The sequence below is a fragment of the Kribbella sp. NPDC048928 genome (assembly GCF_043197975.1).
GTDB lineage: Bacteria > Actinomycetota > Actinomycetes > Propionibacteriales > Kribbellaceae > Kribbella.
In genome coordinates this window covers 92,354-118,615 of the sequence record NZ_JBICUC010000001.1, presented here as the reverse complement: position 1 = coordinate 118,615, position 26,262 = coordinate 92,354, and the positions used below count along the sequence as shown (strand labels likewise).

General features: G+C 68.3%; 21 protein-coding genes and 2 pseudogenes. 13 read left to right on the top strand and 10 right to left on the bottom strand.

Translation table 11 applies throughout. From position 1 onward, the window contains the following. Positions 1-39 precede the first annotated feature (39 nt). Both ACGFI6_RS00460 and ACGFI6_RS00455 read left to right on the top strand, forming a co-directional pair. Entirely contained in the window at positions 40-1,251 is a 1,212-nt protein-coding gene (locus ACGFI6_RS00460) for an aconitase X (protein WP_393113919.1), read from the top strand. Continuing rightward, a complete protein-coding gene (locus ACGFI6_RS00455; protein WP_393113916.1) occupies positions 1,248-1,667 on the top strand; it encodes an aconitase X swivel domain-containing protein in 420 nt (139 codons plus the stop codon). Before ACGFI6_RS00460 ends, ACGFI6_RS00455 begins: the two co-directional genes overlap by 4 nt. Before the next feature lie 19 nt (positions 1,668-1,686). Here the strand turns inward: ACGFI6_RS00455 and ACGFI6_RS00450 are convergent, their stop codons facing one another. After that, positions 1,687-2,856, bottom strand: coding sequence for an MFS transporter (locus tag ACGFI6_RS00450; protein WP_393113914.1), 1,170 nt, complete (start codon positions 2,854-2,856; stop codon positions 1,687-1,689). Positions 2,857-3,079: 223 nt separating this feature from the next. Here ACGFI6_RS00450 and ACGFI6_RS00445 point away from each other — a divergent pair, with 223 nt between their 5' ends. Beyond that, the gene (locus tag ACGFI6_RS00445; protein ID WP_393113912.1) at positions 3,080-3,889 is read left to right on the top strand and encodes a phosphatase PAP2 family protein; all 810 of its coding nucleotides are present in this window, start codon (positions 3,080-3,082) and stop codon (positions 3,887-3,889) included. A gap of 275 nt (positions 3,890-4,164) precedes the next feature. On the opposite strand, the pseudogene ACGFI6_RS00440 reads toward ACGFI6_RS00445, so the two are convergent. Continuing rightward, positions 4,165-5,307, bottom strand: a pseudogene (locus ACGFI6_RS00440) (SulP family inorganic anion transporter); the annotation flags it as partial. 187 nt (positions 5,308-5,494) lie between these two features. Here ACGFI6_RS00440 and ACGFI6_RS00435 point away from each other — a divergent pair. After that, positions 5,495-6,268 (top strand): SDR family NAD(P)-dependent oxidoreductase, encoded by a 774-nt coding sequence (locus ACGFI6_RS00435; protein WP_393113910.1) that lies wholly within the window; start codon positions 5,495-5,497, stop codon positions 6,266-6,268. Positions 6,269-6,367: 99 nt separating this feature from the next. Here ACGFI6_RS00435 and ACGFI6_RS00430 read toward each other — a convergent pair. Both ACGFI6_RS00430 and ACGFI6_RS00425 read right to left on the bottom strand, forming a co-directional pair. Then, positions 6,368-7,018: pseudogene (locus ACGFI6_RS00430) on the bottom strand (DUF427 domain-containing protein); the annotation flags it as partial. Between the two features lie 58 nt (positions 7,019-7,076). Beyond that, positions 7,077-9,107, bottom strand: coding sequence for a fibronectin type III domain-containing protein (locus tag ACGFI6_RS00425; RefSeq protein ID WP_393113908.1), 2,031 nt, complete (start codon positions 9,105-9,107; stop codon positions 7,077-7,079). Positions 9,108-9,312: 205 nt separating this feature from the next. Here ACGFI6_RS00425 and ACGFI6_RS00420 point away from each other — a divergent pair, with 205 nt between their 5' ends. Beyond that, the gene (locus ACGFI6_RS00420; RefSeq protein WP_393113906.1) at positions 9,313-10,800 is read left to right on the top strand and encodes a lysyl oxidase family protein; all 1,488 of its coding nucleotides are present in this window, start codon (positions 9,313-9,315) and stop codon (positions 10,798-10,800) included. A gap of 52 nt (positions 10,801-10,852) precedes the next feature. On the opposite strand, the gene ACGFI6_RS00415 is transcribed toward ACGFI6_RS00420, so the two are convergent. Next, on the bottom strand, positions 10,853-12,379 hold the full coding sequence (locus ACGFI6_RS00415; RefSeq protein ID WP_393113904.1) for an MFS transporter: 1,527 nt from the start codon (positions 12,377-12,379) through the stop codon (positions 10,853-10,855). Between the two features lie 124 nt (positions 12,380-12,503). On the opposite strand from ACGFI6_RS00415, the gene ACGFI6_RS00410 reads away from it, so the two are divergent. Then, positions 12,504-13,376, top strand: a complete 873-nt coding sequence (locus tag ACGFI6_RS00410) for a LysR substrate-binding domain-containing protein (RefSeq protein WP_393113902.1) — start codon at positions 12,504-12,506, stop codon at positions 13,374-13,376. Here the strand turns inward: ACGFI6_RS00410 and ACGFI6_RS00405 are convergent. Both ACGFI6_RS00405 and ACGFI6_RS00400 read right to left on the bottom strand, forming a co-directional pair. After that, positions 13,373-14,845, bottom strand: a complete 1,473-nt coding sequence (locus ACGFI6_RS00405) for a sulfatase (protein WP_393113900.1) — start codon at positions 14,843-14,845, stop codon at positions 13,373-13,375. The genes ACGFI6_RS00410 and ACGFI6_RS00405 overlap by 4 nt on opposite strands. Before the next feature lie 53 nt (positions 14,846-14,898). Then, a complete protein-coding gene (locus ACGFI6_RS00400; RefSeq protein ID WP_393113898.1) occupies positions 14,899-15,705 on the bottom strand; it encodes a UbiA family prenyltransferase in 807 nt (268 codons plus the stop codon). A gap of 18 nt (positions 15,706-15,723) precedes the next feature. Here ACGFI6_RS00400 and ACGFI6_RS00395 point away from each other — a divergent pair, with 18 nt between their 5' ends. The 3 genes from ACGFI6_RS00395 to ACGFI6_RS00385 are packed head-to-tail and all read left to right on the top strand — an operon-like array spanning position 15,724 to position 18,301. Then, positions 15,724-16,776 carry a type III polyketide synthase gene (locus ACGFI6_RS00395; protein ID WP_393113896.1) on the top strand — a complete coding sequence of 351 codons (1,053 nt, stop codon included), beginning with the start codon at positions 15,724-15,726 and terminating at the stop codon, positions 16,774-16,776. Next, complete coding sequence (locus ACGFI6_RS00390) at positions 16,776-17,288, top strand: isoprenylcysteine carboxyl methyltransferase family protein (protein WP_393113894.1); 513 nt, start codon at positions 16,776-16,778, stop codon at positions 17,286-17,288. Before ACGFI6_RS00395 ends, ACGFI6_RS00390 begins: the two co-directional genes overlap by 1 nt. Next, positions 17,285-18,301 (top strand): NAD(P)/FAD-dependent oxidoreductase, encoded by a 1,017-nt coding sequence (locus ACGFI6_RS00385; protein ID WP_393113891.1) that lies wholly within the window; start codon positions 17,285-17,287, stop codon positions 18,299-18,301. The genes ACGFI6_RS00390 and ACGFI6_RS00385 overlap by 4 nt, the downstream gene beginning before the upstream one ends. A gap of 219 nt (positions 18,302-18,520) precedes the next feature. Here the strand turns inward: ACGFI6_RS00385 and ACGFI6_RS00380 are convergent, their stop codons facing one another. Beyond that, positions 18,521-20,056 (bottom strand): PucR family transcriptional regulator, encoded by a 1,536-nt coding sequence (locus ACGFI6_RS00380; RefSeq protein WP_393113889.1) that lies wholly within the window; start codon positions 20,054-20,056, stop codon positions 18,521-18,523. A 103-nt stretch (positions 20,057-20,159) separates the two neighbouring features. Here ACGFI6_RS00380 and ACGFI6_RS00375 point away from each other — a divergent pair, with 103 nt between their 5' ends. The 3 genes from ACGFI6_RS00375 (at position 20,160) to ACGFI6_RS00365 (ending at position 23,028) form a co-directional block, all read left to right on the top strand. Further along, the gene (locus ACGFI6_RS00375) at positions 20,160-21,437 is read left to right on the top strand and encodes an NAD(P)/FAD-dependent oxidoreductase (protein WP_393113887.1); all 1,278 of its coding nucleotides are present in this window, start codon (positions 20,160-20,162) and stop codon (positions 21,435-21,437) included. Positions 21,438-21,666: 229 nt separating this feature from the next. After that, entirely contained in the window at positions 21,667-22,068 is a 402-nt protein-coding gene (locus ACGFI6_RS00370; protein WP_393113885.1) for a VOC family protein, read from the top strand. A 189-nt stretch (positions 22,069-22,257) separates the two neighbouring features. Beyond that, positions 22,258-23,028 carry a hypothetical protein gene (locus ACGFI6_RS00365; RefSeq protein WP_393113883.1) on the top strand — a complete coding sequence of 257 codons (771 nt, stop codon included), beginning with the start codon at positions 22,258-22,260 and terminating at the stop codon, positions 23,026-23,028. 17 nt (positions 23,029-23,045) lie between these two features. On the opposite strand, the gene trxA is transcribed toward ACGFI6_RS00365, so the two are convergent. Continuing rightward, on the bottom strand, positions 23,046-23,435 hold the full coding sequence (trxA, locus tag ACGFI6_RS00360) for a thioredoxin (RefSeq protein WP_393113881.1): 390 nt from the start codon (positions 23,433-23,435) through the stop codon (positions 23,046-23,048). A 160-nt stretch (positions 23,436-23,595) separates the two neighbouring features. Next, positions 23,596-24,471, bottom strand: coding sequence for an aldo/keto reductase (locus ACGFI6_RS00355; protein ID WP_393113879.1), 876 nt, complete (start codon positions 24,469-24,471; stop codon positions 23,596-23,598). Positions 24,472-25,160: 689 nt separating this feature from the next. On the opposite strand from ACGFI6_RS00355, the gene ACGFI6_RS00350 reads away from it, so the two are divergent. Beyond that, complete coding sequence (locus tag ACGFI6_RS00350; RefSeq protein ID WP_393113877.1) at positions 25,161-26,216, top strand: conjugal transfer protein; 1,056 nt, start codon at positions 25,161-25,163, stop codon at positions 26,214-26,216. Positions 26,217-26,262: the final 46 nt, after the last annotated feature.

The following is a 26,262-nucleotide window of genomic DNA, read 5'->3' as shown; positions in this document are numbered from 1 at the left end:
GCGCATTGATGAGTGCTGCAGGTCCGCTACCGTCGGTTCATGCCGTTGCACCTGACCGCCGCCGAGGACCGCATGCTCAGCGGGCAGGACGGGGAGGGCGTTGCGCTCGCGATGCGCGTGGTGGTCGGGCAGGCGCGGATCTCCGGGGCGCCGCGGCTGGTCGAGATCACGTCCGCGCACGTCGACTCGTGTCTGTACCACGGCCAGGTCAGCCTCGACTTCGTCCACCGCCTCGTCGACCTGGGCGCGAAGGTCCGGGTGCCGACCACGTTGAACGTCGGCTCGACGGACCTCATCCACCCCGCCCTCGTCCGCGACCAGGAGCTCGCCGAGGCGGGGCGTGAGTTGATGACGGCGTACGCCGATCTCGGATGTGCGCAGACGTTCACCTGTGCGCCGTACCAGCTCCCGAACCGTCCCGCTCTGGGCGAGCACATCGCCTGGGCCGAGTCGAACGCGATCGTGTTCGCGAACTCGGTGCTCGGCGCCCGGACGGACCGGTACGGCGACTTCCTGGACGTGTGCGCCGCGATCACCGCACGCGCGCCGTACGCCGGCTTGCAGACGCCCGAGGCGCGCGTCGGGACGGTCGCCTTCGACTGCCGGCCGCTCGGCGACTTCCTGCACTCGGAGCTGGCGTATCCGTTGCTCGGTCACCACATCGGGTCGGTCGTCGGCGCCGGAATCCCTGTACTGGAAGGGATCCCGGTCGATGTGACCGAGGACGACCTGAAGGCTCTCGGCGCGGCGGCCGCATCTGCCGGGGGAGTGGCGCTGTTCCATGTGGTCGGTGTGACGCCCGAAGCGCCGACGTCGATCGATGGCCTGCCGGTTCACACGGTCGACCTGAAAACGCTTCAGGAGGTACGAAGTGCGCTGTCGAGCAACACCGAAGAACTGGACGCCGTGAGTGTCGGTACGCCACACGCGTCGTACGACGAATGTGTCCGCCTGGCGGAGCTGGTCGCGGGACCGCCGCTGCAACTCCCGTTCTACCTGTCGACCTCCCGCGCCACGCGGGATCGCCTTGGAGACCAGTTGCAGGTCCTGCAGCGCGCCGGCGTGACCGTTGTCGTCGACACCTGCACGTACGTCACGGCGATCCTGCAGCCGACCTGGAAACGCGTTATGACGAACTCGGGCAAGTGGGCGCACTACGCTCCCGGAAACCTCAACGTCAGCGCGGTTCTCGGCTCGCTCGCCGAATGTGTCGCGTCCGCCCGCGCCGGCCGAGTGGTCCTCGACACGTGATCCTCCACGGCCTGACACGGCATCCTGGTACGGCAACCGGCGTACCGATCCGGCTCACCGCGCCATTGTCGTTCTGGGGCGGCACCGATGCCGACGGGCGCATCGTCGACGCGCATCACCCGCAATGCGGAGCCGTCCTCACCGGCCGGATCCTGCTGATGGAGTCCGGCCGTGGTTCCAGTTCCGCGTCGAGCGTGCTCGCCGAACAGATCCGCGCCCGTACGGCCCCCGCCGCGATCGTCCTCGCCCGCTCCGACCCGATCATCCCGCTCGGCGCCCTGATCGCCGCCGAGCTCTACAACCTGTTCCTTCCTGTCGTCGTCGCGCCCTACGACACCATCCCCGACGCCACCGTTCTGCACGTTGACGCAGCCCCGGACCACGCAACGATCACGTGGTCCACATCCACTGCCTGAAACGCCGCTTGGAGCCTCCTCACCTACGCGACCGCATCAGTGCGGCGGTGGCGGCGAACAGGAATGCGCAGGCTGCGAAGGCGAGTGGGACGGTGGTGAGGCCGGCGATCGTGGAGACGGTCAGGCCGCAGACGATCTCGCCCAGGTACTCGAGCTGCGCGAGAAACGAGTGCGTGGTGGCGCGGACAGCGGTGGTGGTGCGGGCGTTGACCCAGATCGTGCTGATCACGCGGGTGAGCGGGGTGACGACGCCGTTCAGCAGTACGACCGCGATCGCGCCGGCGAGCGGGCCGCGGGCGAATGCGAGCAGCAACATGCTGAGGACGCCGACCAGGGCGGCCAGTGCGTAGTCGGTCGCGGCGTGCGTGCCGTTGATCCGTCGGGTGACCAGGCGAAGTACGACCGCACCGAGGACCAGGCCGAGGACGCCGAGCGCCGTGAACCAGATGATCGGGTCCGGGGCCGACGGGAGGCCTAGGTCGAGGAGACGCTTCTGGGTAAGGCGTCCGGCGGCGTCGGAAGCGCCGTTCACCAGGAACGTTGCGGCGAAGATCAGCAGGATCGCGCGGCTCTGCCGGACCAGGGCGAGGCCACGGCGGAACGTCGTCCAGGACGCCGACCAGCGGGCCGTCCGGGTCGGGACGAAGTTCTGCTCGGTGATGCGCAGGGCGACGTAGAACGCGAGCGCTGTCATCGCGGCACCGGTGATCACGATCGTGACGTCCCGCCGGGTGGCCCAGGCGAGCAGGCCGAGGACGACCAGGCCGGTCGCAGCGCCGGTCAGCTGGGCCCGCGCGGCGCGGACGAGGACAAGGTTGGTACGTACAGGGTCGTCCAGCTCGTCGGTGATCAGCGCGACGTCGGATCCGCTGGCGAACGTCCACGAAATGCCCCAGAGCACCTGGGTCGCGAGCAGTGCGGGGAACGAGGAGAACAGCCCGGTCGCGATCATGGCCGTACCCATCAGCACCTGCGAGATCACCAGCGACCACTTGCGGCTGATGGTGTCTGCGACCACGCCGGCCGGTACCTCGAAGACCAATGCGAACGCGCTCTGCACCGAGCCGATGAGCACCAGTTGCGCGGGGGAGAGGCCGGCGTCGACCACCAGGTAGACGCTCGCGACCAGCCACCAGCCGTTGTGCAGCACGGCCCGCATCCACGTCCACCGGATGAAGTTCGTCGCCATCCGAGCACCCTCCCGAGCGCTCCCGTCCGGGTCCACCGATTTAGACCCTGCCTGCAGCGATGTGAGTTGGTTCATGTTGTTCGCAACTATCAGCAGATTGCGATAACTTCGAAGGGTGCCGAGGATCACAGCGGAAAACGAATGACCGTTCTTGATCTGTGGGTGGCCGGAGGCGCAGGGTGAGAAGTCAGAGAACGAGCGTTCGGTTTGGGGTGGGGTCGGCGTGGCGCAGGTGATTCTGGATCGGGTGGGGCAACCGGCGCTCCCGGAACTCGACAAGAAGCTGGGCAAGAAGCAGCACGGGGGGATCTGGCGGATCGTCCGGGAGATTGCGCTGCTCGCGGCCCTGTTCGGCGTCTACAACCTCGGTCGCTTCCTGTCCGCGGAGCATTCGGGTTCGGCGTACGACCACGCGCACGAGCTGATCCGCTGGGAGTCGTGGCTCGGTCTGCCGAGCGAGGCCGCGCTCCAGCACCACGCGCTACAGGTCGACGGCGTCGCCCGCGCGGCGAACCTGTTCTACGCGAGCGTGCACTTCCCACTCACCGCGGTGGTGCTGCTCTGGCTGATGATCCGTCGTCCGGACGCGTACGGGAAAGCGCGCTGGGCGCTCGCCTCGCTGACCGGTCTGGCGTTGATCGGGCACATGTTCTTCCCGCTGGCCCCGCCGCGGATGATGCCGGGCTGGGTGGACACGGGCGTACTGCTCGGTCAGTCGGTGTACGGACCGAGCACGCACTCCGGCATCGCGAACCAGTTCGCCGCGATGCCGAGCCTGCACGTCGGCTGGGCGTTGATGGTCGCGGTCTTCATGATCCGCGCGACCCGGTCCCGGTGGCGCTGGTTGTGGATCGCACACCCGCTGCTCACCTTCACGGTCGTCCTGGTCACTGCGAACCACTACTGGCTGGACGGTTTGGTCGCGAGCACGCTCGCCGTACCGCTGCTCCTGATCTTCAACGGCTCCGCGTCCACCTCGACCGAGCCGCCGCGCGCGATGTGGCCGCGCCGCCAGTCCTCGATCGCCTCGTGAGCCGCGTGGTCGAGGTGGTCGGCGGCCAGCTCGACGCGAACCGCCGCGCCGGTCGGGATCGAACGCAACGTCCGCACGAGCGACGCGACCCCGAGGAAGACCAGCGCGCCCTGGATCCGTACGGTCCACACGCCATCCGCCTCGGTCGCGGTGACGGTCGCTCGGGCCAGCCGGTACAGCACGCGCACGACCGCCAGCGCCAGTCCGAGCAGGACTCCTTCGGCCAGTCCGAGTACGCCGACGCCGAGCGCGGTCACGACGTACACGAGCAACTCGTCGTGCCGTCGCAACGTGCGGATGTGGGCGAGCTGCACCAGGCGGAGCCCGGTCACGAGCAGTACGCCGGCCAACGCGGCCATCGGGATGAGCTCGAGCATCGAGCCGGCCGCGAGGACGAACGCAGCGATCCACAGGCCGTGCATTATCGAGGACAGCCGGGTGCGGGCGCCGGCCGCGACATTGGTGGAGGAGCGCACGATCACGCCCGTCACCGGCATCCCGCCGAGGGCGCCGGAGACCGCGTTCGCGGCGCCCTGGCCGATCAGTTCGCGATCGAGATTGCTCCGGGTGCCGCGGTGCAGCTTGTCGACGGCAACGGCCGACAGCAACGACTCGACGCTCGCCACCAAGGCGATCGTCAGTACGGCGGTGGCGATCTCCAGTGGCGTACCGGCCGGCATCGCAGGCAGGATCAGACTCTGCAACGGATTGTCCGGCAGGTCGACCCTTCGCACGTCCGGCATCGCGGCGGCCGCGAGTGCGGTGACCGCGACGACGGCGACAAGAGGCGCCGGAATTACTTTGGCTCTGGGGATTCTCGGCCAGGCCAGCACGACGGCAACCGTCAGTACGCCGGCCACAACCGAGTGACCGTGATGAGTGATGAGCTGTGCGGGAAGCCCGGCCACGTTGGCGATCAGCGAGCTCTGTGCCTGACCGCCGAGCACGACGTGCAACTGCTGGACGGCGATCGTGACGCCGATTCCGGCGAGCATGCCGTGGACGACGGCAGGGGAGAGAGACAGTGCCAGCCGGCCGATCCGGGTGACGCCCAGCAGGATCTGCAGGAACCCGGCGGCACAGGTGATGGCGGCGGTCGCGGCCCAGCCGAACTGATGGATGAGGTCCGCGACGACCACGGTCAGGCCGGCCGCCGGGCCGCTGACCTGGAGCGGGGAGCCGCCGAGCGCACCGGCGACGACACCGCCGATCACCGCGGCCACCAGGCCGGCGATCAGCGGAGCGCCGGAGGCGGCGGCGATCCCCAGAGAGAGTGGAACTGCGATCAGGAAGACCACCAGCGAAGCCGGGAGGTCATGATGGAGAAAACCCTTCCAGGACAGGCGTTCGCCGGCACTGGGAGGTGAATGAGAGGTGGTCGGCACGGGATTCCTCCGGCGTCGGTGCTCAGCGGGCATCAGGCGTCGAAACTGAGAGTGTCGATCTGATCACCGATCGTACTGGCCCGATCAAGCCCGCACCAGCGAAAGTTGCCCTTGGCCCCAAAGATGACGATTGCTCGGGGTTCGGTCCGTGCCGAAGGCTCTCAGTATTCCGTGCGTAGACTCGTCAGGTGCTGGACCGAGCAAACAGTTGAGGAGACACGTGGAGCTGGAACTGGCCGGGAAGACCGCTGTGGTCACCGGAGCGAGCAAGGGGATCGGACTGGCGTGTGTCGAGGCGCTGGCGCGGGAGGGCGCCGACGTCATCGGCATCTCCCGGGATGCGGGCAACCTCGCAAAGGCCCAGGCAGAACTCGCCGCGAAGGGTCTGAGCTTCCGGGTGGAGGCGGTCGACCTCACCGACGCCGAGGCGACGAGCTCCGCGTTCGCGCGGATCGGCGTACCGGACATCCTGATCAACTGTGCGGGCGCGGCCCGGCGGACGCCGCCCGCGGAGCTGGACAGCACGGCGCTGCACGCGGCGATGGAGGCGAAGTACTTCACGTACATGCACGCGACCGAGGCGGTCATCCGCGGGATGGCCGAGCGCGGCAGCGGTGCGGTCGTGAACGTCGTCGGCCAGGGCGGCCGTTCGGCCAACCCATTGCACATCGGGGGCGGCGCGGCGAACGCGGCGCTGATGCTCGCATCGGCCGGTTACGCGAAGGCGTACGCGAGCCAGGGCGTCCGGGTGAACGTGATCAACCCGGGGATGACGCGCACCGGCCGGGTCGACGAGGGTCTCGAGGCCGCGGTCCGCGCGACCGGAAAACCGAAGGACGAGCTGCTTCAGGAGATGGTCCGCGACATCCCGATGGGCCGCGCCGGCGAACCCAGCGAGGTCGCCGACGTCGCAGTCTTCCTCGCCTCGGCGCGCGCCAGCTACGTCACCGCTTCGATCATCACCATGGACGGCGCGTCGACGGCGGCTATCTGACGTTCCCATCGGTTGGCCGGCCGGGTTCGAGAACGGGGTGACCGGGCGTTCCTGGGGTACGTCGTCGATGGTGATGTCGACGTTCTCGCTGAAGAACGCGATGTGACCGGCGACCGGGAGCAGTGGCGCGGTCGGGAAGTCGTACGACCAGGCGACGTCGGGCACCGTGGCGACTGACCAGTAGGCGCTGGTGCGCCCCTTGTACGGGCAGGCGGTGACCGTGTCGCTCGGCGTCAGGTGCTCGAGGCGTACGGAGGTCCGTGGGAAGTAGTAGCGCGGCGGCAGCCCGGTCTCGAAGACGATCACTGTGGAGGTCGAATCGGCCAGGAGCTGGTTGGCGGCGGAGACTGTGACGTGGCGGGCGGACTTGACGGCGTCGACCCGGCTGTACGGGTTGCGCGGGTGGACGAACACTTCCTCGTCCTCCTCGAACCAGCTGTCCAGCGCCTCCCATTGGAAGCGGACGCGATCCTTGGCGACGCCCTCGTCGTACACCCAGGCGTGCCCCGATCCGACTGTGTGGACGCGTGCGACACCGTGCGCGAACTCCTTCGTCTCGCCGGTGGCGATCAGGACGCCGTCGGCGACGTCCGCAAGCGGTACGTAGTACTGCGGGTACGGCGGGAACTCCCACAGGTAGATCGCGTCGGAGGTGTCGAGGACGACGCGGTCGTCGAGCAATGCGCGGATCCGGCGCGGGACCGGTGCGGTACCGCCCGGCGGGATCAGTGGTTCTGGGTAGGCGCTCATGAATCTAGTAAAACGCGGGGCCGGCCCTGGTGGTGCCGGCCCCGCGGTCTTTGCTGGTTCAGACGGTGACCCAGTCGATGTCGGCGATGTAGCCGTTCGGGTTGCTGATCTTCAGGGAGTTTGATCCGGCGGTCAGCTTGACCGGGAGGTAGGTGACCTGTGGCGTGCCCCAGTCGTTGTCGCCGAGGCCGCTGTAGTTCACCCAGTAGTCGTCGCTGCCGTTGACGGTCAGCATGCTCTGCCGGCTGGTGTCGCCGTCGGTGTACGCGATCTTCACCAGGTACGTACCGGTCTTCGGGACGGTGATGCCGTTCAGCGTCACCGTCGCCCCGTACCCGATGTTGCCGATCTTCGCGCCGCCCGAGCACAGCGTGCAGTCCGAGACACCCGCGTCGCCGGTCCACGTACTCGTCGGCGCCTCGGCCTCGTACCGCACCGGTCCGCCTGAGCTCGCGGTGAGCATGGTCACCGGTGCGCTCGCTGTCGACGTACGGCCGCCCTTCACACCCTTGACCGTGAAGGTGTACTGCGTCTGCGGCTGCAGACCCGTCACCACCGTGGCCGGCTTGGAGCTCGTCGCCACCTGCTTGCCGTTGGCAAATACCCGGTACGAGGTGGCGCCGGCGCTCGGCCGCCAATCCAGCGACACCGTCGTACGGCTGACGTCAGTCGCCGTCACGTCGGCCGGAATGCTGACGGCGCCGCGTCCGTTCGGCCAGATCTTGTAGAGCTTCGAGCCGTGCGCCGGCAGGGTCGCGGAGACCTGGCCGGTCACGTTGCGGGTGTTCTGATTCGCCCAGATGTCGCGGACCGTGGCCTTGCCGTCGATGCCGAGCTGGTCGAACCGGCCGGTCACCGTCGCGGGCGCGTCGGCCAGGTTGAACAGTGCGACCGTCGTACTGCCGTCGGTGTTCTGTGCGTACCAGACCTGCTGCAGCTGGTCCTGGTTCAGCGGACGGGCCGGGTTGCCGGACTGGTCGATCGCGATGACCTCGCGGTTGGTCAGCAGCTTCAGGCCGTACGCGTCCAGCTTGGTCAGGTCGTCACCGGCGAACAAGGGCGCGGAGTTGATCGCCCAGAACGTCATGTACGACTGGCGTTCGGCGTCGGTCAGACCGTCCATCTCGCCGACACCGACGTTCAGTGCGTCCAGGTTGTTCCAGTGTCCCGGACCGGCGTCGTCGATCCACTGCGGCAGGTCCCACCAGCGGGCCTTCACCGAGCTGTCCCACTTGACGATCGTGTCGCAGTAGCACTCGACGTCGGTGTCGATCCGCCAGCCGTTCGAGTTCTGCTTCCAGACGTCGGCGTACCGGTGGCTGAGCGACCACGACAGCGTGTACTGCATCGGCCGGCCGGCGTTCTGGACGGCGCGCCACCACGCCTCGATGTCCGCGGTGTTGTTGTGGTTCGGGTCGTCCGGGGCGCCCTTCCAGGAGCCTGGTCCGACGCCGTCCATCTTGATGAAGTCGACGCCCCAGGACGCGAACACCTTCGCGATCGAGTCGGCGTACTTCTGCGCGCACGGGCTCGCGTAGTCGATCTTGTACGCCGCGTCCCAGCCGTTGGTCTTGCGCAGGTCCGGGTAGACGATGTCGCGGGTGAAACAGCCGGGCGCGTCGTAGATCGGCGTGTTGCCGTCGCGGTACACGTCCGTGCCGAGGCCGACGGTGGTGTAGATGCCGAACTTCAGCCCGAGCTTGTGGAGGTCGTCGCCGACCGCCTTCATCCCGCGCGGGAACCGCTTCGCCATCGCGACCGGGCGGCCGTACTCGTCGCCGCCGTCCTGCCAGCCGGCGTCGACGTTGATGTATTCGTATCCATAGGGCTTGAGCTTCGTGGCCAGGGCGTGCGCCTGGGCGAGGATGTTCTTCTCGCTGATGAAGCTGCCGGGGCCGTCGGGATTGACGCCGGGGTAGTTGGTGGACTGCAGACTCCAGCTGCTCCAGCCCAGATAGGGCTTGGCGGCAATCTGCGGCGAGCTTGGCTGCGGGTGGTCTTGGGCCGCATCGGCCGGGGCGGTTGCGGCCGCGGTCGACACCAGGGCGACGGCGGCGAGCAGGACGGACGTACGACGTCTCAAGGACATGGGAGCGTCCTCCGGGGGAGGAATGAGCGGACCCGTCGAGCCTAGGGCGGTTTAATTTACACAGTCAAGTATTGAGCGCCGGTGACTTCCTGTGACGGGACTGCCATCGAACCTTGATCAACTCCACCCCGCTGCCCGGTCGTCGTACCAGCAGTAGGCCGGCTCGTGAGGATGCCGGCCACGGGCAAGAGGGGGTTTCATCATCGTGAAGGCACACAGACTCGGCCGGGCGGTCCTCGCCGCAGCCGGGGCGGCCGGACTGGTCGCACTCGCGGCCACGGGCGCGTCGGCGGCCGCTGCGCGATCCGCCACAACCGGCGAACCGCCGCTGAAATTGGTTGCCGGAAGCATCGACGTCACGCTGGAGAACACGCAGGACTACGGCGTCGACCTCGACCTCGGTACGCATCTGGTGGCCGGTAACGCGCCGGTCGAGGTGCGGGCAACCAGGGCGTCCTACTCGTCGCAGGTGGTGGCGACGCAGTACGTCAAAGGCAAGCCGGTGCGGCAATTGCCGAAGGGGCTCGTCACGGACTTCGCCGGACTGGGGAAGTTCCTGCACATCACGGTCACCGATGCCAACGGCAAGAAGGTGCTGGAGAAGGACCAGACGGTCTGCCTGAACGGCGACGGGTCGCGGACCCGTCCGGACGCGCCGGCGACCTCGCCGTACCCGGACGACTGTGCGGCGAACCCGTTCACCCAAGGGGCGGTCTGGGGGCTGCAGACCGGGTGGTCGGCGCGGACGTACGGCAACTCGGCCGATCCGGTACAACTTGCCGCGGGCAAGTACAAGGCGATCGTAACGGTGAACAAGGCGTACCGGGACTTCTTCAAGATCCCGGCCGGGGAATCGTCGGTGCAGCTGAATCTGACCGTCCAGAAGGGCGAAACCTGCGTCCGCGGCTGTGTCGCAGCCAAGTCGCTGTCAGCGGGTCACGCGGCGCCCAGGCCGAATGCGGCCCGTCCGACGGGCAAGGCGAGCGTGCCGAAGGGTCCGAAGCCGGACCTGCGGGCGGTGCCGGCTTGGGGGATCGAGGTCGCGCCGGGCGACGAGGGAACGCCGGATGCGGGTAAGGACTTCCTGCAGTTCTCGGCGACCGTGTGGAACGCGGGGCCGTCACCGCTGGTGCTGGACGGTTTCCGCCGGCAGGGCAAGGACCTGATGGATGCGTACCAGTACTTCTACGACACGCACGGCAAGCAGGTCGGCTACCAGACCACGGGGACGATGGAGTGGGACGGTCGGGAGGGCCACCACCACTGGCACTTCACCGACTTCGCGCGCTACAGCCTGCTGAACGCGAAGCAGAGCGAGGTGGTCCGCAGTCAGAAGGAGGCGTTCTGCCTGGCCGCGACCGATGCCATCGACTACACCGTCAAGAACGCGAACTGGCACTCGGGCAACACCGACCTGCACACCGCATGCGGCGACCACGGCTCGCTGTCGGTCCGTGAGGTCCTGGACGTCGGCTCAGGCGACACGTACGTACAGACGTTGCCCGGCCAGTCGTTCGACATCACCAACCTGCCGAACGGCACGTACTACGTCCAGGTGACCGCCAACCCGGAACACCGGCTGTACGAGTCGAGTACGAAGAACAATGTGGCGCTCCGTCAGGTGGTCCTCGGCGGCACCGCGCACCATCGCACCGTCAAGGTGCCGGCGGTCGGCGTCATCAACGTTCCCTGATGGATACCTGGGGCAGGGCTGGGAAGGCAGCGCAGTCCTGCCCCAGGAGTCGTCAGTGGTGTTGCGGACGCCGGGCCCGTACGCGGCCCGTGTGGGAATCCATCCGGGCGTGTTGCCGGCGGCCGAGGGTGAACGGGCGGGACGTACGCGGGAGCGGTGTGCTCTTCGGGTTGGCCAACTGGATCTCGGTCTGCTGCAGGTTGAGCCGGATCGGGACCTGGTGCCAGGGCGAGCGCGTACGGACCAGTACGAGCCGGAACTGCCCGTCTCGCCGCAGACGGAGGCCGATGGCGACCGTGGCGATCGCCGGGACCAGGCCCGCGAGCAGTAGGGCCGTCCGCGCGCCGAAGTGCTGCGCGAGGAACCCGACCGTCGGACCGCCGATCGCGCCGCCCCCGATGAAGACCAGGTTGTAGATCCCGGACACGCGGCCGCGGAGGCCGTCCGGCGTGGTCAGCTGGACCATCGACTGGGCCGCGGTCAGGAACATCAGGGTCGCCATCCCCATCGACGCGAGCACCGGGATGAATGTCCACAGCGACGGCTGCAGCGCCGCCAGGACCTCGGTGACCGTGAGCAGGCAGGCGATGCCGATCAGGTTCCGCAGGCGGGTCGGGCGAACGCGGCGGGCCGAGAGCAGGGCGCCGGCCAGCGCGCCGAACGCGACGACCGAGTTCAGCACGCCGTACCCCGAGGCGCCGGTGTGGAAGACCCGGTCGGCGAACGCGGTCAGCGTCACCGGCAGGCTGATCGTGAACATGCCGTAGATCCCGACGAGCGCGATCGCCCAGCGGATGGCAGGCTCATGGAACGCGTACCGGACGCCGTCCCGCAGGCCGTCCCGGATCCGCATCCCGGCGCTCGCCTTGCGGGCCGCGTGCAGCCCGGGCATCTCGCTCTCCCGCATCCGCAGCAGTGCGCTGATCGACGCGAAGAACGTCAGCCCGTTGAGCGCGAACGCCCAGCCGGCCCCGATCGTGCCGAGCAGGACGCCACCCAGCGCCGGGCCGATCAGGCTGCCGAGCTGGAACGTCGACGACACCATGCTGATCGCGTTCCGGACGGTGTCGCGGGGGACGAGCTCGGTGACGAACGACTGCCGGGTCGGATTGTCGACCGCGGTCGCGAGACCGAGGAAGAACGCCATCGTGTAGACGTGCCAGACCTGGACGCTGCCGGTGAAGGCGGTCAGCGCGAGGATGCCGGCACAGGTGCCCATCGTCAGCTGGGTGACGAGCAGGATCTTCCGCTTCGGGAAGCGGTCCGCGATCACACCGCCGAACAGGCCGAGCACGAGCGTGGGGAGGAACTGCAGCGCGGTGGTGATGCCGACCGCGGTGGCGCTGCCGGTGAGGGTCAGCACCAGCCAGTCCTGTGCGATGCGCTGGATCCAGCCGCCGGTCGAGCTGACCAGCAGGCCGCTGACCAGGAGGCGGAAGTTGCGGACCCGCAGCGCGCTGAAGGTGTCCTTGAATCCGGGGCGGCGCGTCTGCGTCTCCCGGAGGTGGTTCGTGGTGTCGGTCGGGCGGTGGAGATGGAAGTCGGTGGACGGGACTGTACCGGTGGCCCGGGTGGTCAAGAGCGATCCCTACGCGATTGGACTGGTCAGGGGAGGACAGTTCTATCTTCAGGGTTCGGTACTGGATTCCCACAACGAATTACTCCTATTAGTCTTATAGCAGGACGTAATGGGAGGCGCTTCGATGTACGACCCGGACCAGCTACGCACGTTCCTCGCGGTGGCGCAGTCGCTGAGTTTCACCCAGGCGGCCGAGCGGCTGGGTATCCGGCAGCCCACGGTCAGTCAACATGTGCGCAAACTCGAGACGGCCGTCGGGCGACCACTGTTCGTCCGTGACACCCGTACTGTCACGCTGACCGCGGACGGCGAGGCGATGGCCGGGTTCGCGCGGACCATCTTGGCCGCGCACGAGGAGGCCGCCGGGTATTTCACCGGTTCCGAGCTCCGCGGCCGGCTGCGGTTCGGCGTCACCGACGACCTGGCGCTGACGCCGCTGCCGAAGATCCTTCGCGACTTCCGCCAGCTGTACCCGCGGATCGACCTCGAGCTGACCGTTGCCCAGAGCCCGAACCTGCTCCGCCGGGTCGAGTCCGGCCATCTCGATCTCGCCTACGTGAAGCACGGCGCCGGCGGCGGCTACGAGCCGAACGGCCGGCTGGTCCGCCGCGACCCGATGGTGTGGGCGGGGATCGCCGGGACCCGGATCGCGCCCGACGGGCCTGTGCCGTTGGTCACGTACCAGGCGCCGTCGCTGAGCCGGTCGCTCGGTGTGCAGTCCCTCGAGCAGGCCGGCCGGACCTGCCGGATCACCTGCATCGTCCGCGGCGTGAACGGCGTCCTCGCCGCGGTCCGCGCCGGGCTCGGCATCGCGATCTTCGCCCGGTCGCTGATGCCCGCCGACCTGGTCGAGCCGCCGCCGAGCGCCGGCCTGCCCGAGTTGCCGTCGATCGACCTCGTCCTGATCACCAACCCACGCGCCGCCAAAGAGCCGGCCGAGGCCCTGACGGCCGCCATCCTCGGCAGCAACGCCCCGCTGAAACCGGACGCCACCTAAGCCGCAGCCTTCCAGCACGCGTCCTGGCCCTTGCAGAACTTGAGCGCCTGCAGTTTCGCGTGCAGCGCGGTCCGCTGCGAGGCGGGGAGCGACGCCGCGATGTTGTTCAGCTGGAGCGGGTCCTTCGTCCGGTCGTAGTACTCGACCGCGCCGTCGGTGTACTCGACGTACGTCGAGGTTGCGGTTCGCAGTGCCTCGTACGTGGTGGGATTGCCGCTGCCCTTCTTCGGGTGGTCGGGGTCCGTCGGGTCCTTGTCCGGGCCGTGGTGCTCGACGAGGTTTGTCGTACGCCAGGTGGTCGGTGTCGTACCGCCGAGCAGAGGGGTCAGCGTGTGGCCGTCGACGTCCGGCGCGGGCGTGAGGCCGGCGAGGGTCTCGAAGGTGGGCGCGAGGTCGATGTTCTGCGCGGGTTGCTGCAGGGTGGTCCCGGCCTTGATCCCGGGCCCGGCGATCACCAGCGGCACGTGGATGTCGGTCTCGAACGCCGTCTGCTTGCCCGCGGTCAGCCGGTGCTCGCCGAGGTGGTACCCGTTGTCGGAGCTGAACACCACGACCGTGTTGTCCGCGACGCCGGCCTTGTCGAGCGTGTCCCGCAGTGAGCCGACCATGCGGTCCACCGATTGCACCGCTTGGGTCCGCTTGCGGTACGCCTTGTCGAGTGCCTTCTGCTGCTTCGCGGTCAAGGCCGGATGCTTCGCCAGCCACGCCGGCGCGTTCGTGGGCAACTTGTCGTACGACGCATCGCGCGGCGCCTTCAGCCCGGGGAACTTGTCCTTGTCCTGCGGCGCCGGCGTGTACGGGCCGTGCGGCGCGAACGTCGCGATCTCGAGGAAGAACGGCTGCTGCTTCGCGGCGGTGATGACGTCCTTGGCTTTCGCGGCGAGTACGTCGGTCAGGTAGTCGCTCGGCTCCTTGCCGTGCTTCTCGAGCTTGTGGTTCGCGTTCAGCGTGTAGTTGTACTCGGGGTACCCGTTGCCGGCGACGTACCAGTCGTTCCACCCCGGCGGTACGTAGTTGTCCTGCCCGTCGACGGTGCCGTCCGGCTGGTAGCCGTTCAGGTACTTGCCCATCATCGCGGTGTGGTAGCCGGCCTTCTGCAACGCGGTCGCGAACGTGGAGTCCTCGTTCTTGCGCTGGTGGAAGACCTTGAACCCGCCGTCGTCGCCGCCGTTCGTGAACACCCCGGTGTCGTGCGGGAACTTCCCGGTGAAGATCGACGAGCGCGACGGGCAGCAGAGCGAGTCGGTCACCGAGTAGTTCGCGAACGAGGCCCCGTCCTTGGCCAGCTGCTGGACCTGCGGCATGTGCTGCAGCAGGTTCATCGACAGGTCGTCGGTGAGGACGAACACGATGTTCGGGCGCTCGGACTTCACCGGTGCTTGCTGGACGATTGGCTGTTGAGTCTTCGAACAGCCGGCCAGGACGACCAGGAGCGCGAGTACGACGGCGATCGTTCGTCGGGAATGCATGCGTTCCACCGTAAGCACGGAACGACGGTCTGCACCTGAAGAGTCGCTGAAGGTCAGACGAGCGCGTCGCCGCGGAGCACCAGTGACACGATGCTGACTGCTGCGATTGCGATCGTGACCAGGAACGGCGCCTCGCGCCACAGCAGGATCGTGGCGAGCAGTACGGCTACGAGGGCGAGCGCGATCCAGCCGACCACTCCGATCGCGCCGGCCGGTGCGATCACGAGCAGACCGGTTGCCGCGGCCAACGGGAGCGGTGCGATCAGCCGGGCGAAGCGGCCGAGGCGTTGCGGCCAGCCGCGGACACCGGTGGCCAGGTCGTCGGCCAGGTCCGGTACGACGTTTGCCAGATGGGCACCGATTCCTAACAGGGCTCCTGCCGCGGTGGCCCACCACGGCGCCCAGACGTGCGCGGTCCCGAGCGTCACGAACGAGGGCAGCGCGCCGAACGCGACGGCGTACGGGAGCCACGAGATCACCGTCGACTTGAGGCCCAGGTTGTACGCCCAGGCGCAGGCGACGAAGAGCAGATGAACCAGTCCGGCCGCGAATCCGTTCGCGAGGGAGACGGGGATGGTGACCACCAGCATGACGCCGGCACCGATCGCGAGCGTCCGGCGACTCACCAGTCCACGCACCACGGGCTTGTCCCGGCGGTTCACAATGGTGTCGCGGGCGGCATCTATCGCGTCATTGCTCCAGCCGATCGAGAGGTGGCCGGTGAGGATCGTTGCTGCGACCAGGAGACATCCGGCGGGACTACGCCCGGCCGACCACGCCACGGCCGTGACCAGCGCCGTGACGGCAACGGTCGGGCCCGGGTGGCACGCGAGAGCCAGGCCTTTCAGTACGGTCCGCACCGACGTAACGATGCCACGATGACGCGGATCGCAGCGGTCCGGCCCGCGCTTCCGCCGTACCGGTATCCGCAGCAGGAGCTGACCGACGCGTTCGCGTCGATGTGTCTGCCGGAGGGCGCGGGAACGGCACTGTTGCGGCGGCTGCACGCGAACGCCGGCGTGTCCTACCGGCACCTGGCCTTGCCGCTGGAGGAGTACGCCGCGCTCAAGGACTTCGGTGCGGCGAACGACGCGTGGATCGCGGCCGCCGTGGACCTCGGCGCGGAGGCGGTCGCGGGCGCGGTCAAGGACGCGGGGCTGACGCTGGACGATGTCGACGTACTGATGTTCACGACGGTGACCGGGGTCGCGGCGCCGTCGATCGATGCGCGCGTCGCGATGCGGCTCGGGCTGCGGGAGGACGTGAAGCGGCTGCCGTTGTTCGGGCTCGGGTGTGTCGGGGGAGCGGCCGGGGTCGCGCGGCTGCACGACTATCTGACGGCCTGGCCGTCGCACGTTGCAGTACTGCTGTCGGTCGAGCTGTGCTCACTGACGCTGCAGCGCGACGACGCCTCCTTGCCGAACCTGGTGGGCGGTGCGTTGTTCGGGGACGGCGCCGCGGCGGTGGTGCTGACCGGTTCGGAGCATCCGGCCGCGGCAGGGCCTTCAGTACTGGCGACGCGGAGCCGGCTGTACCCGGACTCGGAGCGGGTGATGGGGTGGGACGTCGGGTCCGGTGGGTTCCGGATCGTGCTCGGGGCGGACGTACCGGAGGTGGTTCGGACGTATCTGGGCGGGGACGTGCGGGAGTTCCTGAGCTCCGTCGGGCTCACGGTGCCGGACATCAGGACGTGGGTCAGTCACCCGGGCGGGCCCAAGGTGCTGGAGGCGGTGTCGGAGACGCTGTCGTTGCGGCCGGGCGCCCTGGACCTGACGTGGAAGTCGCTCGATGCGGTGGGCAACTTGTCGTCGTCCTCGGTGCTGCACGTGCTCGGTGACACCCTTCGGATGGATCCTGCTCCGGAGGGCCCCGGCGTGCTGCTGGCGATGGGACCTGGTTTCTGTTCAGAACTCGTGCTCCTGGAGTGGTGATGTACGGCTGGTACCTGGGGTTGGTGCTCCTTGTCGCTGCTGAGCGCGTGGCGGAACTGGTGGTGTCGCTGCGGAACGCCAAGTGGAGCTTCGCGCAGGGCGGTGTGGAGTCGGGGCGCCGGCACTACCCGTTCATGGTGGCGCTGCACACGTTGCTGCTCGCGGCCTGCATGGTGGAGGCGTTGCACCGGCCGTTCGTACCGTGGCTGGGGTGGACGATGTTCGCGGTGGTGCTGCTGGCGCAGGGGCTGCGGTGGTGGTGCATCACCGTGCTCGGTCACCAGTGGAACACGCGGGTGATCGTCGTACCGGGGTTGCGGCTGGTAGCCCGTGGTCCGTACCGGTTCCTACGGCATCCGAACTACGTCGCGGTGGTTGCGGAGGGCATCGCGCTGCCGCTGGTGCACACCGCGTGGGTGACGGCGGTCGTGTTCACCGTACTGAACATCCCGCTGCTGGCTGTCCGCATCCGTTCCGAAGAGTCCGCGCTGAAGTCTGCACTGGTGACGTGATCGATCTTCTGGTCGCCGGGTGCGGTCCGGCCGGCGCGGCCACCGCGATCCGTGCGGCGCTGGCCGGTCTCTCGGTCGTAGTTGTCGAGCCGCGGTCTGCTCCGATCGACAAAGCCTGTGGCGAGGGGATCGCGCACGGTGCCGTTGGATACCTGCGGCGTTTGGGCGTGGAACTGACCGGGCGTGAGTTCCACGGGATCCGTTATCTCGACGCATCGCACTCCGTCGACGCACGGTTCGTTGCGGGACCTGGTCTCGGCGTACGACGTACGACGCTGCAGGCCGGTCTGATGAACCGCCTCAACGACCTCGACATCCCCGTCATCCGCGACCGCGTCGGCCCCATCACCCAGAACACCACCTCCGTAACAGCCGCCAACATCACCGCCCGCTACCTAGCCGCCGCCGACGGCCTCCACTCCCCAATCCGCCGCCAACTAGATCTGTGCGCAGAAGGTTCGGGTGAGGTACGGCGCGGACTTCGGCAGCACTTCTCTGTCTCGCCGTGGACGGATCTTGTGGAGGTTTACTGGTCCCAGCTCGGTGAGGCGTACGTGACGCCGGTGGCCGACGACCTCGTCGGTGTCGCGATCCTGACGTCCGCCCGCGGCACGTTCGACTCCCACCTGGACGCGTTCCCGCTCCTGAAACGCCGCCTGCGGGGAGCCCCAGCCGCGAGCGCGGTGCTAGGCGCCGGCCCACTACGCCAGCGGGTACGAGCACGGGTCTCCGGACGCGTCCTGCTTGTCGGCGACGCAGCCGGGTACGTCGACGCGCTCACCGGCGAGGGCATCGCCGTAGCGCTGCGTACCTCCGCCGAACTGGTCGACTGCCTGCGCGCCGACCGCCCACAGGACTATGAGACGGCGTACCGCCGGGTCTCCTGGGAGTGCCGCCTGCTCACCGCATCGTTGCTCTGGGCCCGTAACCGGCAGGTGATCGCGCCGCTGATCGTGCCGGCCGCCGCGCGGCTCCCGGGCGTCTACCGGACGATCGTCAACCGGTTGACCTAGGCAACTTCCAGCCTGGAAATGCCGCAGGCCCGGCGGTCGCTCAGACATCGCCGGGCCCACGGGTGGGGCCGAGCTTCCTGGTGAAAAGTTCGGACCCGCAGCCTTTCCGGCCTCCTGGTGAAAGGCCGGACCGGCTGACAAGGAAGACTCTGTCAGCCGGATGTTGCTCAACAGTTGCCGGAATGTGAAGCCTTGTTACACAGGCCTGTGGCGAAGGTCTCAGTGTTCGGTGCGGACGGCAGCGATCTGCAACTGCAACGCCAGCCGTTCCCGCGGCTCCGACAGATCCAGCTCCGCGATCTCGCCGATCCGCTTCATCCGGTGCCGCAGGGTGTTGGTGTGCAGGTGCAGTTCACGCGCCGCCCGTTGTGGCTGCCCGGGAAAGTTCAGCCAGGCCTGCAGCGTCTCCACGTACCCGGTGTCGTGCTCGATGTCGTGCCGGAGCAACGTCGCGAGCGGACCATCCATCTTGGTGGTATCAAGCGACGTCACGGCCCGATGCACCGTGAGCACGTGCCACGCCTCCTCCACGCGCAGCGCGGGCCCCGGAGCCACACCCCGCCGTACGAGACCTAGCAACTCGACAGCCTCCGCACGTGAGCTCGGCAGGTCCGCCGGACCGCGTGCGGGACCTCCTGCTGCGGCGTACGTACCGGGTGACTCGACGACGAGTTTCTGCAGCCAGTTCCACGAGCCGGGCCCGTCCGCGTCGGTGACGACAGCCAGCACCGTCCCGTCCAGGTCAGCCAGCTGCGGCTCGCTCCACCCGTGCCGGCGGCCGGTCGATTCCCACAGGTCCAGCTGCTGCGGTACGTCGTACCCGTCTGGTGAGCCGAGTGCGACCACCCGCCAGGGCTGCCGTGGTAGCCGTACGTCGACTGGGTTGTCGGGGGAGAACTGCCGTAGAACCGTCCGCAGCCGGTCGATCGCGCTCCTGCGCGCTACGTCGGCCTGTGCTCGCAGCCGCAGCAGGTGCAAGGCCAGCACGGACGCTGCGTTGCTGAGCTCGCTAGTGACCGCGTCACTCACCGGGCCGTCGACAACAGCCCAGATGGAGCCCAGCCACTCACCGCCGGCGCGGACCGGTACGACCAGACGCGGGCGGATGCCGTTCGGCCCGTCTGGTACCAGAAACGGCTCACTGGACCGGGCCAGTCGCCGGAAGATGCCCCGGGCCCGGTAGTGCGCGATGACCTCCGGCGGCACCCGGCGTCCAACGATCGTGGACACCCGCGTCGGGTCAGTGAGGTCCTGGCCGGAGGAGTACGCGAGTACGCGCGACTGGTTGTCCTCGATCGTCACGGGTGCGTCGACGATCGCTGCGGCAGCGTCAGCCAGTGCGAACAGCTCTTGGTGTACGCCGGCGTCGCCGGCGACGGGGGAGTCCGGTGCAGCGGCCCGGTCGAGTACGCCGCGGAGCAGCCACACCACATGGGCCCACGTGACGCTCGGCTGGAGCGCTACGAGTGTCATGACCTCCCGTTCGGCTGCAGCGACGACCTGCGGGTCGCGTGCCAAGGGCGTACGGAGAACGACTCCTGACGCGTTTCCGGCCACACAACGCTCCACCAGCTCCACAGCGTCCTCTGCGTCGCGCAGACCGAGTCCGAGAACCAGATCGCCCGGCTGGCCGGTCGCAGGCTCCTGGGGATCGGCCAGGAAGACGTCACGGACCTCGTTGTCGCCCTTGCCGGGCACCACGACCTCGAACAGCGCGGGACCGACGGCGACGATCAGGTCAGACGAGGAGATCATGAGGACAGTGTGCCGGGTTATTGTGCGATGAGCACAGTCATTGGTCCGAGTAATGGTGTGATCGCACCATGACAGCCGCTCGCGGCGGCCGCACCATCGATACATGACCACAGTTGGTTCTGCTTCCTTCGAGCGGCACATCGTCCCCGACCGCGTCGCCGTCGTCGGCGCGGGCATGGTCGGCCTGGCCACCGCCTGGTTCCTCCAGGAGGCCGGTGTCGAGGTGACCGTGCTCGACCGCGAGGGTGTCGCCGCGGGTGCGTCCTGGGGCAACGCCGGCTGGCTGACGCCCGGCCTGGCCACCCCGCTCCCGGAACCAGCGGTCCTCAAGTACGGCGTCCGTGCGGTGCTGAGCCCTGCCTCACCGGTGTACGTCCCACCGACCGCGAGCCCGCGGCTCCTCAAATTCCTCACCCGCTTCGCTCGCAACAGCACCGCCGGACGCTGGAAAACCGCGATGGAGGCCCTGGTCGGCGTCAACCGCCAGTCCCTGGACGCGTTCGACTTCCTGGCCAAGGCCGGTGTCGAGGCGCAGACGTACGAGGCCAAGTCGTTCCTGGCCGCGTACCGGACTGTCGAGGAGCGCAAGGTGCTGCTCGAGGAGATCGAGCAGATCCACGCCGCCGGCCAGGACATCGAGTTCGAGGCGATCAGCGGTGACGACGCCCGCGAGATCGAGCCGTCGCTGTCGGACGCGATCGGCGCGGCGATCCGGCTGCACGGGCAGCGCTTCATCAACCCCGGCGAGTACGTGAACCTGCTCGCCGACTCGGTGCAGGCACGTGGCGGCCAGATCATCAGCGGTGTCGACGTGTTGGACATCGTCGACGAGATCCGCGGCGTCCGGCTGATCACGGCCGACGGCGAGACCGATCCGTTCGACGCGGTCGTGATGGCGACCGGTGCCTGGCTCGGCGACCTGGCGCGGCAGTTCGGCGTTCGTACTGTCGTGCAGGCGGGACGCGGGTACAGCTTCAGCGTGCCGATGGCGCACGTACCGGCCGGTCCGGTGTACTTCCCGGCGCAACGGATCGCCTGCACGCCGCTCGGCGACCGGCTCCGGGTGGCCGGGATGATGGAGTTCCGCAAGCCCGACGCGAAGCTCGACCCGCGCCGGATCGACGCGATCGTCGACGCCGCGCGGCCGCTGCTGCGGGACGCCGACCTCGACGCGCGCACCTTCGAGTGGGTCGGCCCGCGGCCGTGCACCCCGGACGGCCTGCCGCTGATCGGCGCCACGTCCTCGCCGCGGGTGTTCGCCGCCGGCGGGCACGGGATGTGGGGCATCACGCTCGGCCCGATCACCGGTCAACTGCTGGCCGAGACCATCACCACCGGACGTACTCCGGAGGAACTGCGTCCCTTCAACCCACTGCGCTGACGACCTGGAGGGGTCCCAACGACGTGGCCCCTCCGTTCCGCTGACCGTCATCTCGAGCAGCCCCCTCGGTGAGCCTCCTCAGGGCAGCGCCTCATCTGCCCGCGCCTCTTCGGCCACCACGTAGCCGCTCCGGTCAGCCCCAAGAGCGGGCCCTGGCGATTTTCTCCTGCCCAGGGCCCGCTCTTTCTGTCTGCTCCGTTTTGTCGGTGGGTTGTGCCAGGGTGTCGCCATGGTGCTCAGGTGGTACACGACGGTCATCGACTGCCACGACGTCCAGGCGCAGGCGGCCTGGTGGGCGGAGGCGCTCGGCTGGAAGACGATCTACGCGACCGACCACGAATGCGTCAACGTCCCCGGCTGGGTGGACGAGGAGACACTGAAGGAGACCCCCTGGGAGCGGATCGGACCCGGCATGGTCTTCGTTCCTGTCCCGGAAGGCAAGACCGGCAAGAACCGTCTGCACTTCGACTTCGCGCCGCACACCAGCCAGGACCGCGACGCCGAGATCGCCCGTCTCGAATCCCTCGGCGCCCACCGCACCGACGTCGGCCAACCCGCCGACGCCTCGTTCACCGTCCTCACCGACCCCGAAGGCAACGAATTCTGCGTCCTCAGCTCCCGCAACTTCTGACCCGATGCTGACGGTTTCACGTACGTCGGGCTGCTCCTGGACGTGATCGTCGCTTCACCGACCAGGTCGGTTTGTCGCGGCTCATGCGTCGTACGACGGACGCACGCCTGACCAGCTGACCTGTTGCCGATAGCTGGCGGGGCAGGCACGATCAGCTGGACCCGTTGGCGGCGTACGGAGGAATGCGCAATGTCGGACGTGAACGGAAACCCAGCTCCGTCCGCGGACTCGCCCGTGTGGACCGTGCGCGCCCGGCCCGTGGTGGACGTCACCTCGCGCATCCTCTGCCTGCTGCTAGGCGCTGCGCTCCTGGTCGCCGGCCTCATCGGACTTTTCACCGGGGTTGGCGAGGGACCGTTGGTGACGGTGCTCGCGGCCGGCCTGCTGCTCATCGTGATGCCGTCCATCGTCGACCGGATCCGCACCCTGAAGCTGGGCAAGTTCGAGGTCGACCTGCTCCGCCAGATGGCCGTCTCGGCCCGGAAGACCGCGGACACCCTGCGCCGCCTGGGCATGGGCCCGGAACTGGAGGCGTACGCGGCGATCTACACCGAGTTGAACAGCCCCGATCTGAAGGCCGTCCGCGGCCAGGTCCTGGACCGGATCGTGGAGCGCGTCTCGCACGCCGCCGCCGTCGAGAAGTTCGACAAGGACGAGGTGAAGGAGCTCTTCCTGAACGGCTCGCCGGTCGTCCGGGTGCTCGCCCTCGGTCTGATGGAAGGCGATCTCTCTCTGATGGACAGCGAGGTCGTGCTGGACGCCATCGGCCGATCGCTGACGGGCAACGAGCTGTACCACGCGCTCAAGCTGTTCCGCGACGGCTGGACTCGATTCACGCCCGAAGAACGCGAACGACTGCTCGCAGCGATGGAGACCAACCCGCACACCGTCAGCGGTGTAAGCAAGACCAATGTGGCACAACAAATCCGGGAGCTCGCGGGGAGCTCCCGGATCGGTTGAACTGATCGTTCAGTTGGTCAGTGCGTGTGCGGCTCAGTGCCGTGTTCCGCCTCGTGGGCGGCGATCTGCGCCTTGACCTCTTCCATGTCGACCGCGCGCAGCTGCCCGATCAGGTCCTCCAGGCTCGCGGCCGGCAGTGCGCCCGCCTGCGAGTACAGGACGACGCCGTCGCGCACCGCCATCAGGGTCGGGATGGAGCTGATCTGGAACGCCTGGGCCAGCTCGCCCTGCGCCTCGGTGTCCACCTTGCCGAAGGTGATGTCACCGTGGTCCTCGGACGACTTCTCGTAAACCGGCCCGAACATTTTGCACGGGCCACACCACTCGGCCCAGAAATCCACCAGCACGAGACCGTCGCCACCGACCACCTCGTTGAAGTTGTCCTGGGTCAGCTCGACCGTTGCCACTACGACCTCCGAAAGTAGTTGAGTACGCCGTAGTCAACACCGCTTGCCCCGCGACTTGTTCCCGCACCCCGGCGCAGGGCACCGGCCGGTCTCGTACGCCGTACGGCTGACCGGAATGCGGAGTCTCGAATGTGACCTGGCCCACGCTGTCAGTCGTTTGTCAGATCGGCATGTCCACAAAGGGCGACGCGTAGTCCTGGACCTCGCCCAGGATCGATGCAGCGTCCTCAGGGGTGAGGTCGGCCCGCTCGCGCTCCGCAACAATCATCTGCTGCAGCAGCCGGGTCTCACCCGCGGTCGCCAGACCGGTGATCTCCGGATGCCCGTTGAGCAGCCATGCGGTCGCGGCGGTGATGTAGCGCTGCTCGTCGAACGGCCGGTACCAGGTGTCGTACGCCTTCTGCTCGCCGTCGGCCCAGTTCCGCCGGGCGATCATCTTGATCGTCATCAGCGCCGCGTCGGACGCCTTCACGGCCTCGACGAGGGCTGCGTAGTCGGCGGCGTACTGCGGGTCGGTCGAGAGCTTGTAGTTCAGCGGCGTCAGCACGCTGTCGAAGTCGAAGCGGCGCAGTCCCTCGGTGTGCACCGACGGCGCCTGTGCGGTGTGCCCGGTGATGCCGATCGCGCGCACCATGCCCTCGTCCTTGGCCCGGACCGCAGCCTCCAGCGAACCGCCCTTGCCGGTGACGAGATCGAGGTTCTCCAGATCGCAGACCGCGTGCATCTGAATCAGATCCACGTGATCGGTCTGCAGCCGCTCGAGCGACCGGTTGATCTCGCTCCAGGCCTCCTCGAAGGTCCGGCGGCCGGTCTTGGTGGCCAGGAAGATCCGGTCCCGGATCTCCGGCATCCGGGGGCCGAGGCGCAGTTCCGCCTCGCCGTAGTCGGCGGCCACGTCGAAGTGGTTGATTCCGGCGTCCAGCGCCTCCTGGATCGAGGCGTCGGCGCGGTCCTGGTCGACGCCGCCGAGGGACGCCGCTCCGTAGATCAGTACCGAGCTCTGATGGCCGAGTCTGCCCAGCCGGCGAGTTTCCATCCTGGTCCTCCAGGGGGTAGCAGGGATCACTCAGACCTTATGCCTGCGGCGCTTCCCGGCAAGCGGTTGTCCACAGGCGATTTTGACCCCCTCGCCACGGGAGAGTTTTCCACAGGCGGGCCGCTGGATCGGTTACTATGAGTGACCAGTTGATGCGTTCTTTACCATGTTGTTCGCACGGATTTTCGAACCTGTCCGCGGCGTGTGGCATGGTGTGCGCTGCCCGATCGACCTGAGCGGGCATGAGAGAGGAGCTATGACGACGGTACCGAAGGTGTCACTCTTGGCCGGTATGAGCGACGGTGAGGGTGACACTGCCCGCATGCGGGGTAACAGTATGGCTGCGGGGAGCGATGGAGCATCCGGATCCTGGGCTCAGGTCTCCCGGAGGTCGGTTGCTTGCCGTATCCTCCCGGCTACTGTCCGCGTAACTGCTGTCTGAGGGGCGGGTAGGGATGAGTTGGTGGCGAACAGTACTGAATCTGCCGCCAAAAGGTGAGCACTGGTCGGACCAGCGCCGGGAGAAGAAACCGGGCAAGGGACGACCGCAGAGCACCGCGCCGGAGTGGTGGGCCCACCCCGGCGGGCCGGTGTCACCTACCCCTCGCCAGGCGCAGGGGGTAGCCGCGCAGTACTCCGCGCCGCAGGGTCAGTCCGCGCCGAACCAGGGGCCGCCGAACGGTGGCGTCATGGCCCCGCCGCGTCGCCCCTCCGGCCGTACGCCTGACGTACCCCAGCAGGACCACCAGGGTCCCCAGGGACCTCAGGGCAACCGCCAGCCTGAACGCCTGAAGCAGCGCTCTCCGCACGGCACGCACGCCGCACCCGGTCCTGTCCGTGAGGTCCTGGAGCCGGGACAGACGCCGTGGTCGACCGAGCCCGAGTCGTCGTTCTCCACCTGGGCACGCCGGTTCTTCCGCGGCCTGGTCGTCGTCGTACTGCTGCTGGCCGCGATCAGCGGTATCCGCTCCTGGATCAGCCCGAACCGGACCCCCCAGACGGTGGTCAGTGGACAGAGCAGCTTCCCGTCCGAGGAGGCCCGCGCCGTCGCCACCCGGTACGCCGTCGCCTACCTGACCTGGGACGAGAACAACCCGGACGCCCGTCCCGCCCAGGTCGGCCTCGACCTCGCGTCCGGGCTGGACGCGCGCGCCGGCTGGAACGGCCGCGGCAAGCAGACCGCCGACGTGGCGTACCCGGGAGAGGTGAAGCCTGCCGACAACGGCATCACCGGTGTTGTCGACGTCCGCGTTCAGGTGCACAAGTTCAACCGGCAGGGCAGCAAGGGCTGGGCCGCCGCGGGGACCGCCTGGGAGCGCGTGTCGGTCCCGGTCGCGCGGACCTCGGCGCGGGTCGTGGTCAGTGGGCCGCCGACGTTCGTACCGGACGAGCGCGCACCGCTGCCCGCCAACATGCCGGACGCCGGCAAGCCAGACGACGACCTGACGGCAGCGACCGAGAAGGACGCGGAGGCGTTCTTCGGTGCGTACGCGGAGTCTGACAACAAGGTGTCCGCGGTGACCGCGCCGGGCTCGACGATCCGCAGCCTGAACGGTGCGGTGAAGTTCGGTGAACTCAAGGACTGGCAGGTCTACGCGGGCAACGACGACGAGCGGCGGGCGACCGCGGCCGTCACCTGGGACGGTGCGGGTGACACCACGCTGGACCAGACGTACACGCTCACGCTGAGGCGTACTGTCGCCACGGACGGAGCACAGCGATGGCAAGTGGCTGCCGTCGGATGAATCCAGCGACTGGCCATCGGATGACCGAGGCAACAAGGGAGACACC

Bases quoted from the DNA above. Each gene is read 5' to 3' on its own strand.
- ACGFI6_RS00380 (WP_393113889.1), bottom strand. From the start codon at position 20,056: ATGATCTCCTCGTCTGACCTGATCGTCGCCGTCGGTCCCGCGCTGTTC.
- ACGFI6_RS00390 (WP_393113894.1), top strand. From the start codon at position 16,776: ATGTACGGCTGGTACCTGGGGTTGGTGCTCCTTGTCGCTGCTGAGCGC.
- ACGFI6_RS00355 (WP_393113879.1), bottom strand. From the start codon at position 24,471: ATGGAAACTCGCCGGCTGGGCAGACTCGGCCATCAGAGCTCGGTACTG.
- ACGFI6_RS00365 (WP_393113883.1), top strand. From the start codon at position 22,258: ATGTCGGACGTGAACGGAAACCCAGCTCCGTCCGCGGACTCGCCCGTG.
- ACGFI6_RS00405 (WP_393113900.1), bottom strand. From the start codon at position 14,845: ATGCATTCCCGACGAACGATCGCCGTCGTACTCGCGCTCCTGGTCGTC.
- ACGFI6_RS00410 (WP_393113902.1), top strand. From the start codon at position 12,504: ATGTACGACCCGGACCAGCTACGCACGTTCCTCGCGGTGGCGCAGTCG.
- ACGFI6_RS00425 (WP_393113908.1), bottom strand. From the start codon at position 9,107: ATGTCCTTGAGACGTCGTACGTCCGTCCTGCTCGCCGCCGTCGCCCTG.
- ACGFI6_RS00450 (WP_393113914.1), bottom strand. From the start codon at position 2,856: ATGGCGACGAACTTCATCCGGTGGACGTGGATGCGGGCCGTGCTGCAC.
- ACGFI6_RS00350 (WP_393113877.1), top strand. From the start codon at position 25,161: ATGGCCCCGCCGCGTCGCCCCTCCGGCCGTACGCCTGACGTACCCCAG.
- ACGFI6_RS00375 (WP_393113887.1), top strand. From the start codon at position 20,160: ATGACCACAGTTGGTTCTGCTTCCTTCGAGCGGCACATCGTCCCCGAC.
- ACGFI6_RS00370 (WP_393113885.1), top strand. From the start codon at position 21,667: ATGGTGCTCAGGTGGTACACGACGGTCATCGACTGCCACGACGTCCAG.
- ACGFI6_RS00395 (WP_393113896.1), top strand. From the start codon at position 15,724: ATGACGCGGATCGCAGCGGTCCGGCCCGCGCTTCCGCCGTACCGGTAT.
- ACGFI6_RS00460 (WP_393113919.1), top strand. From the start codon at position 40: ATGCCGTTGCACCTGACCGCCGCCGAGGACCGCATGCTCAGCGGGCAG.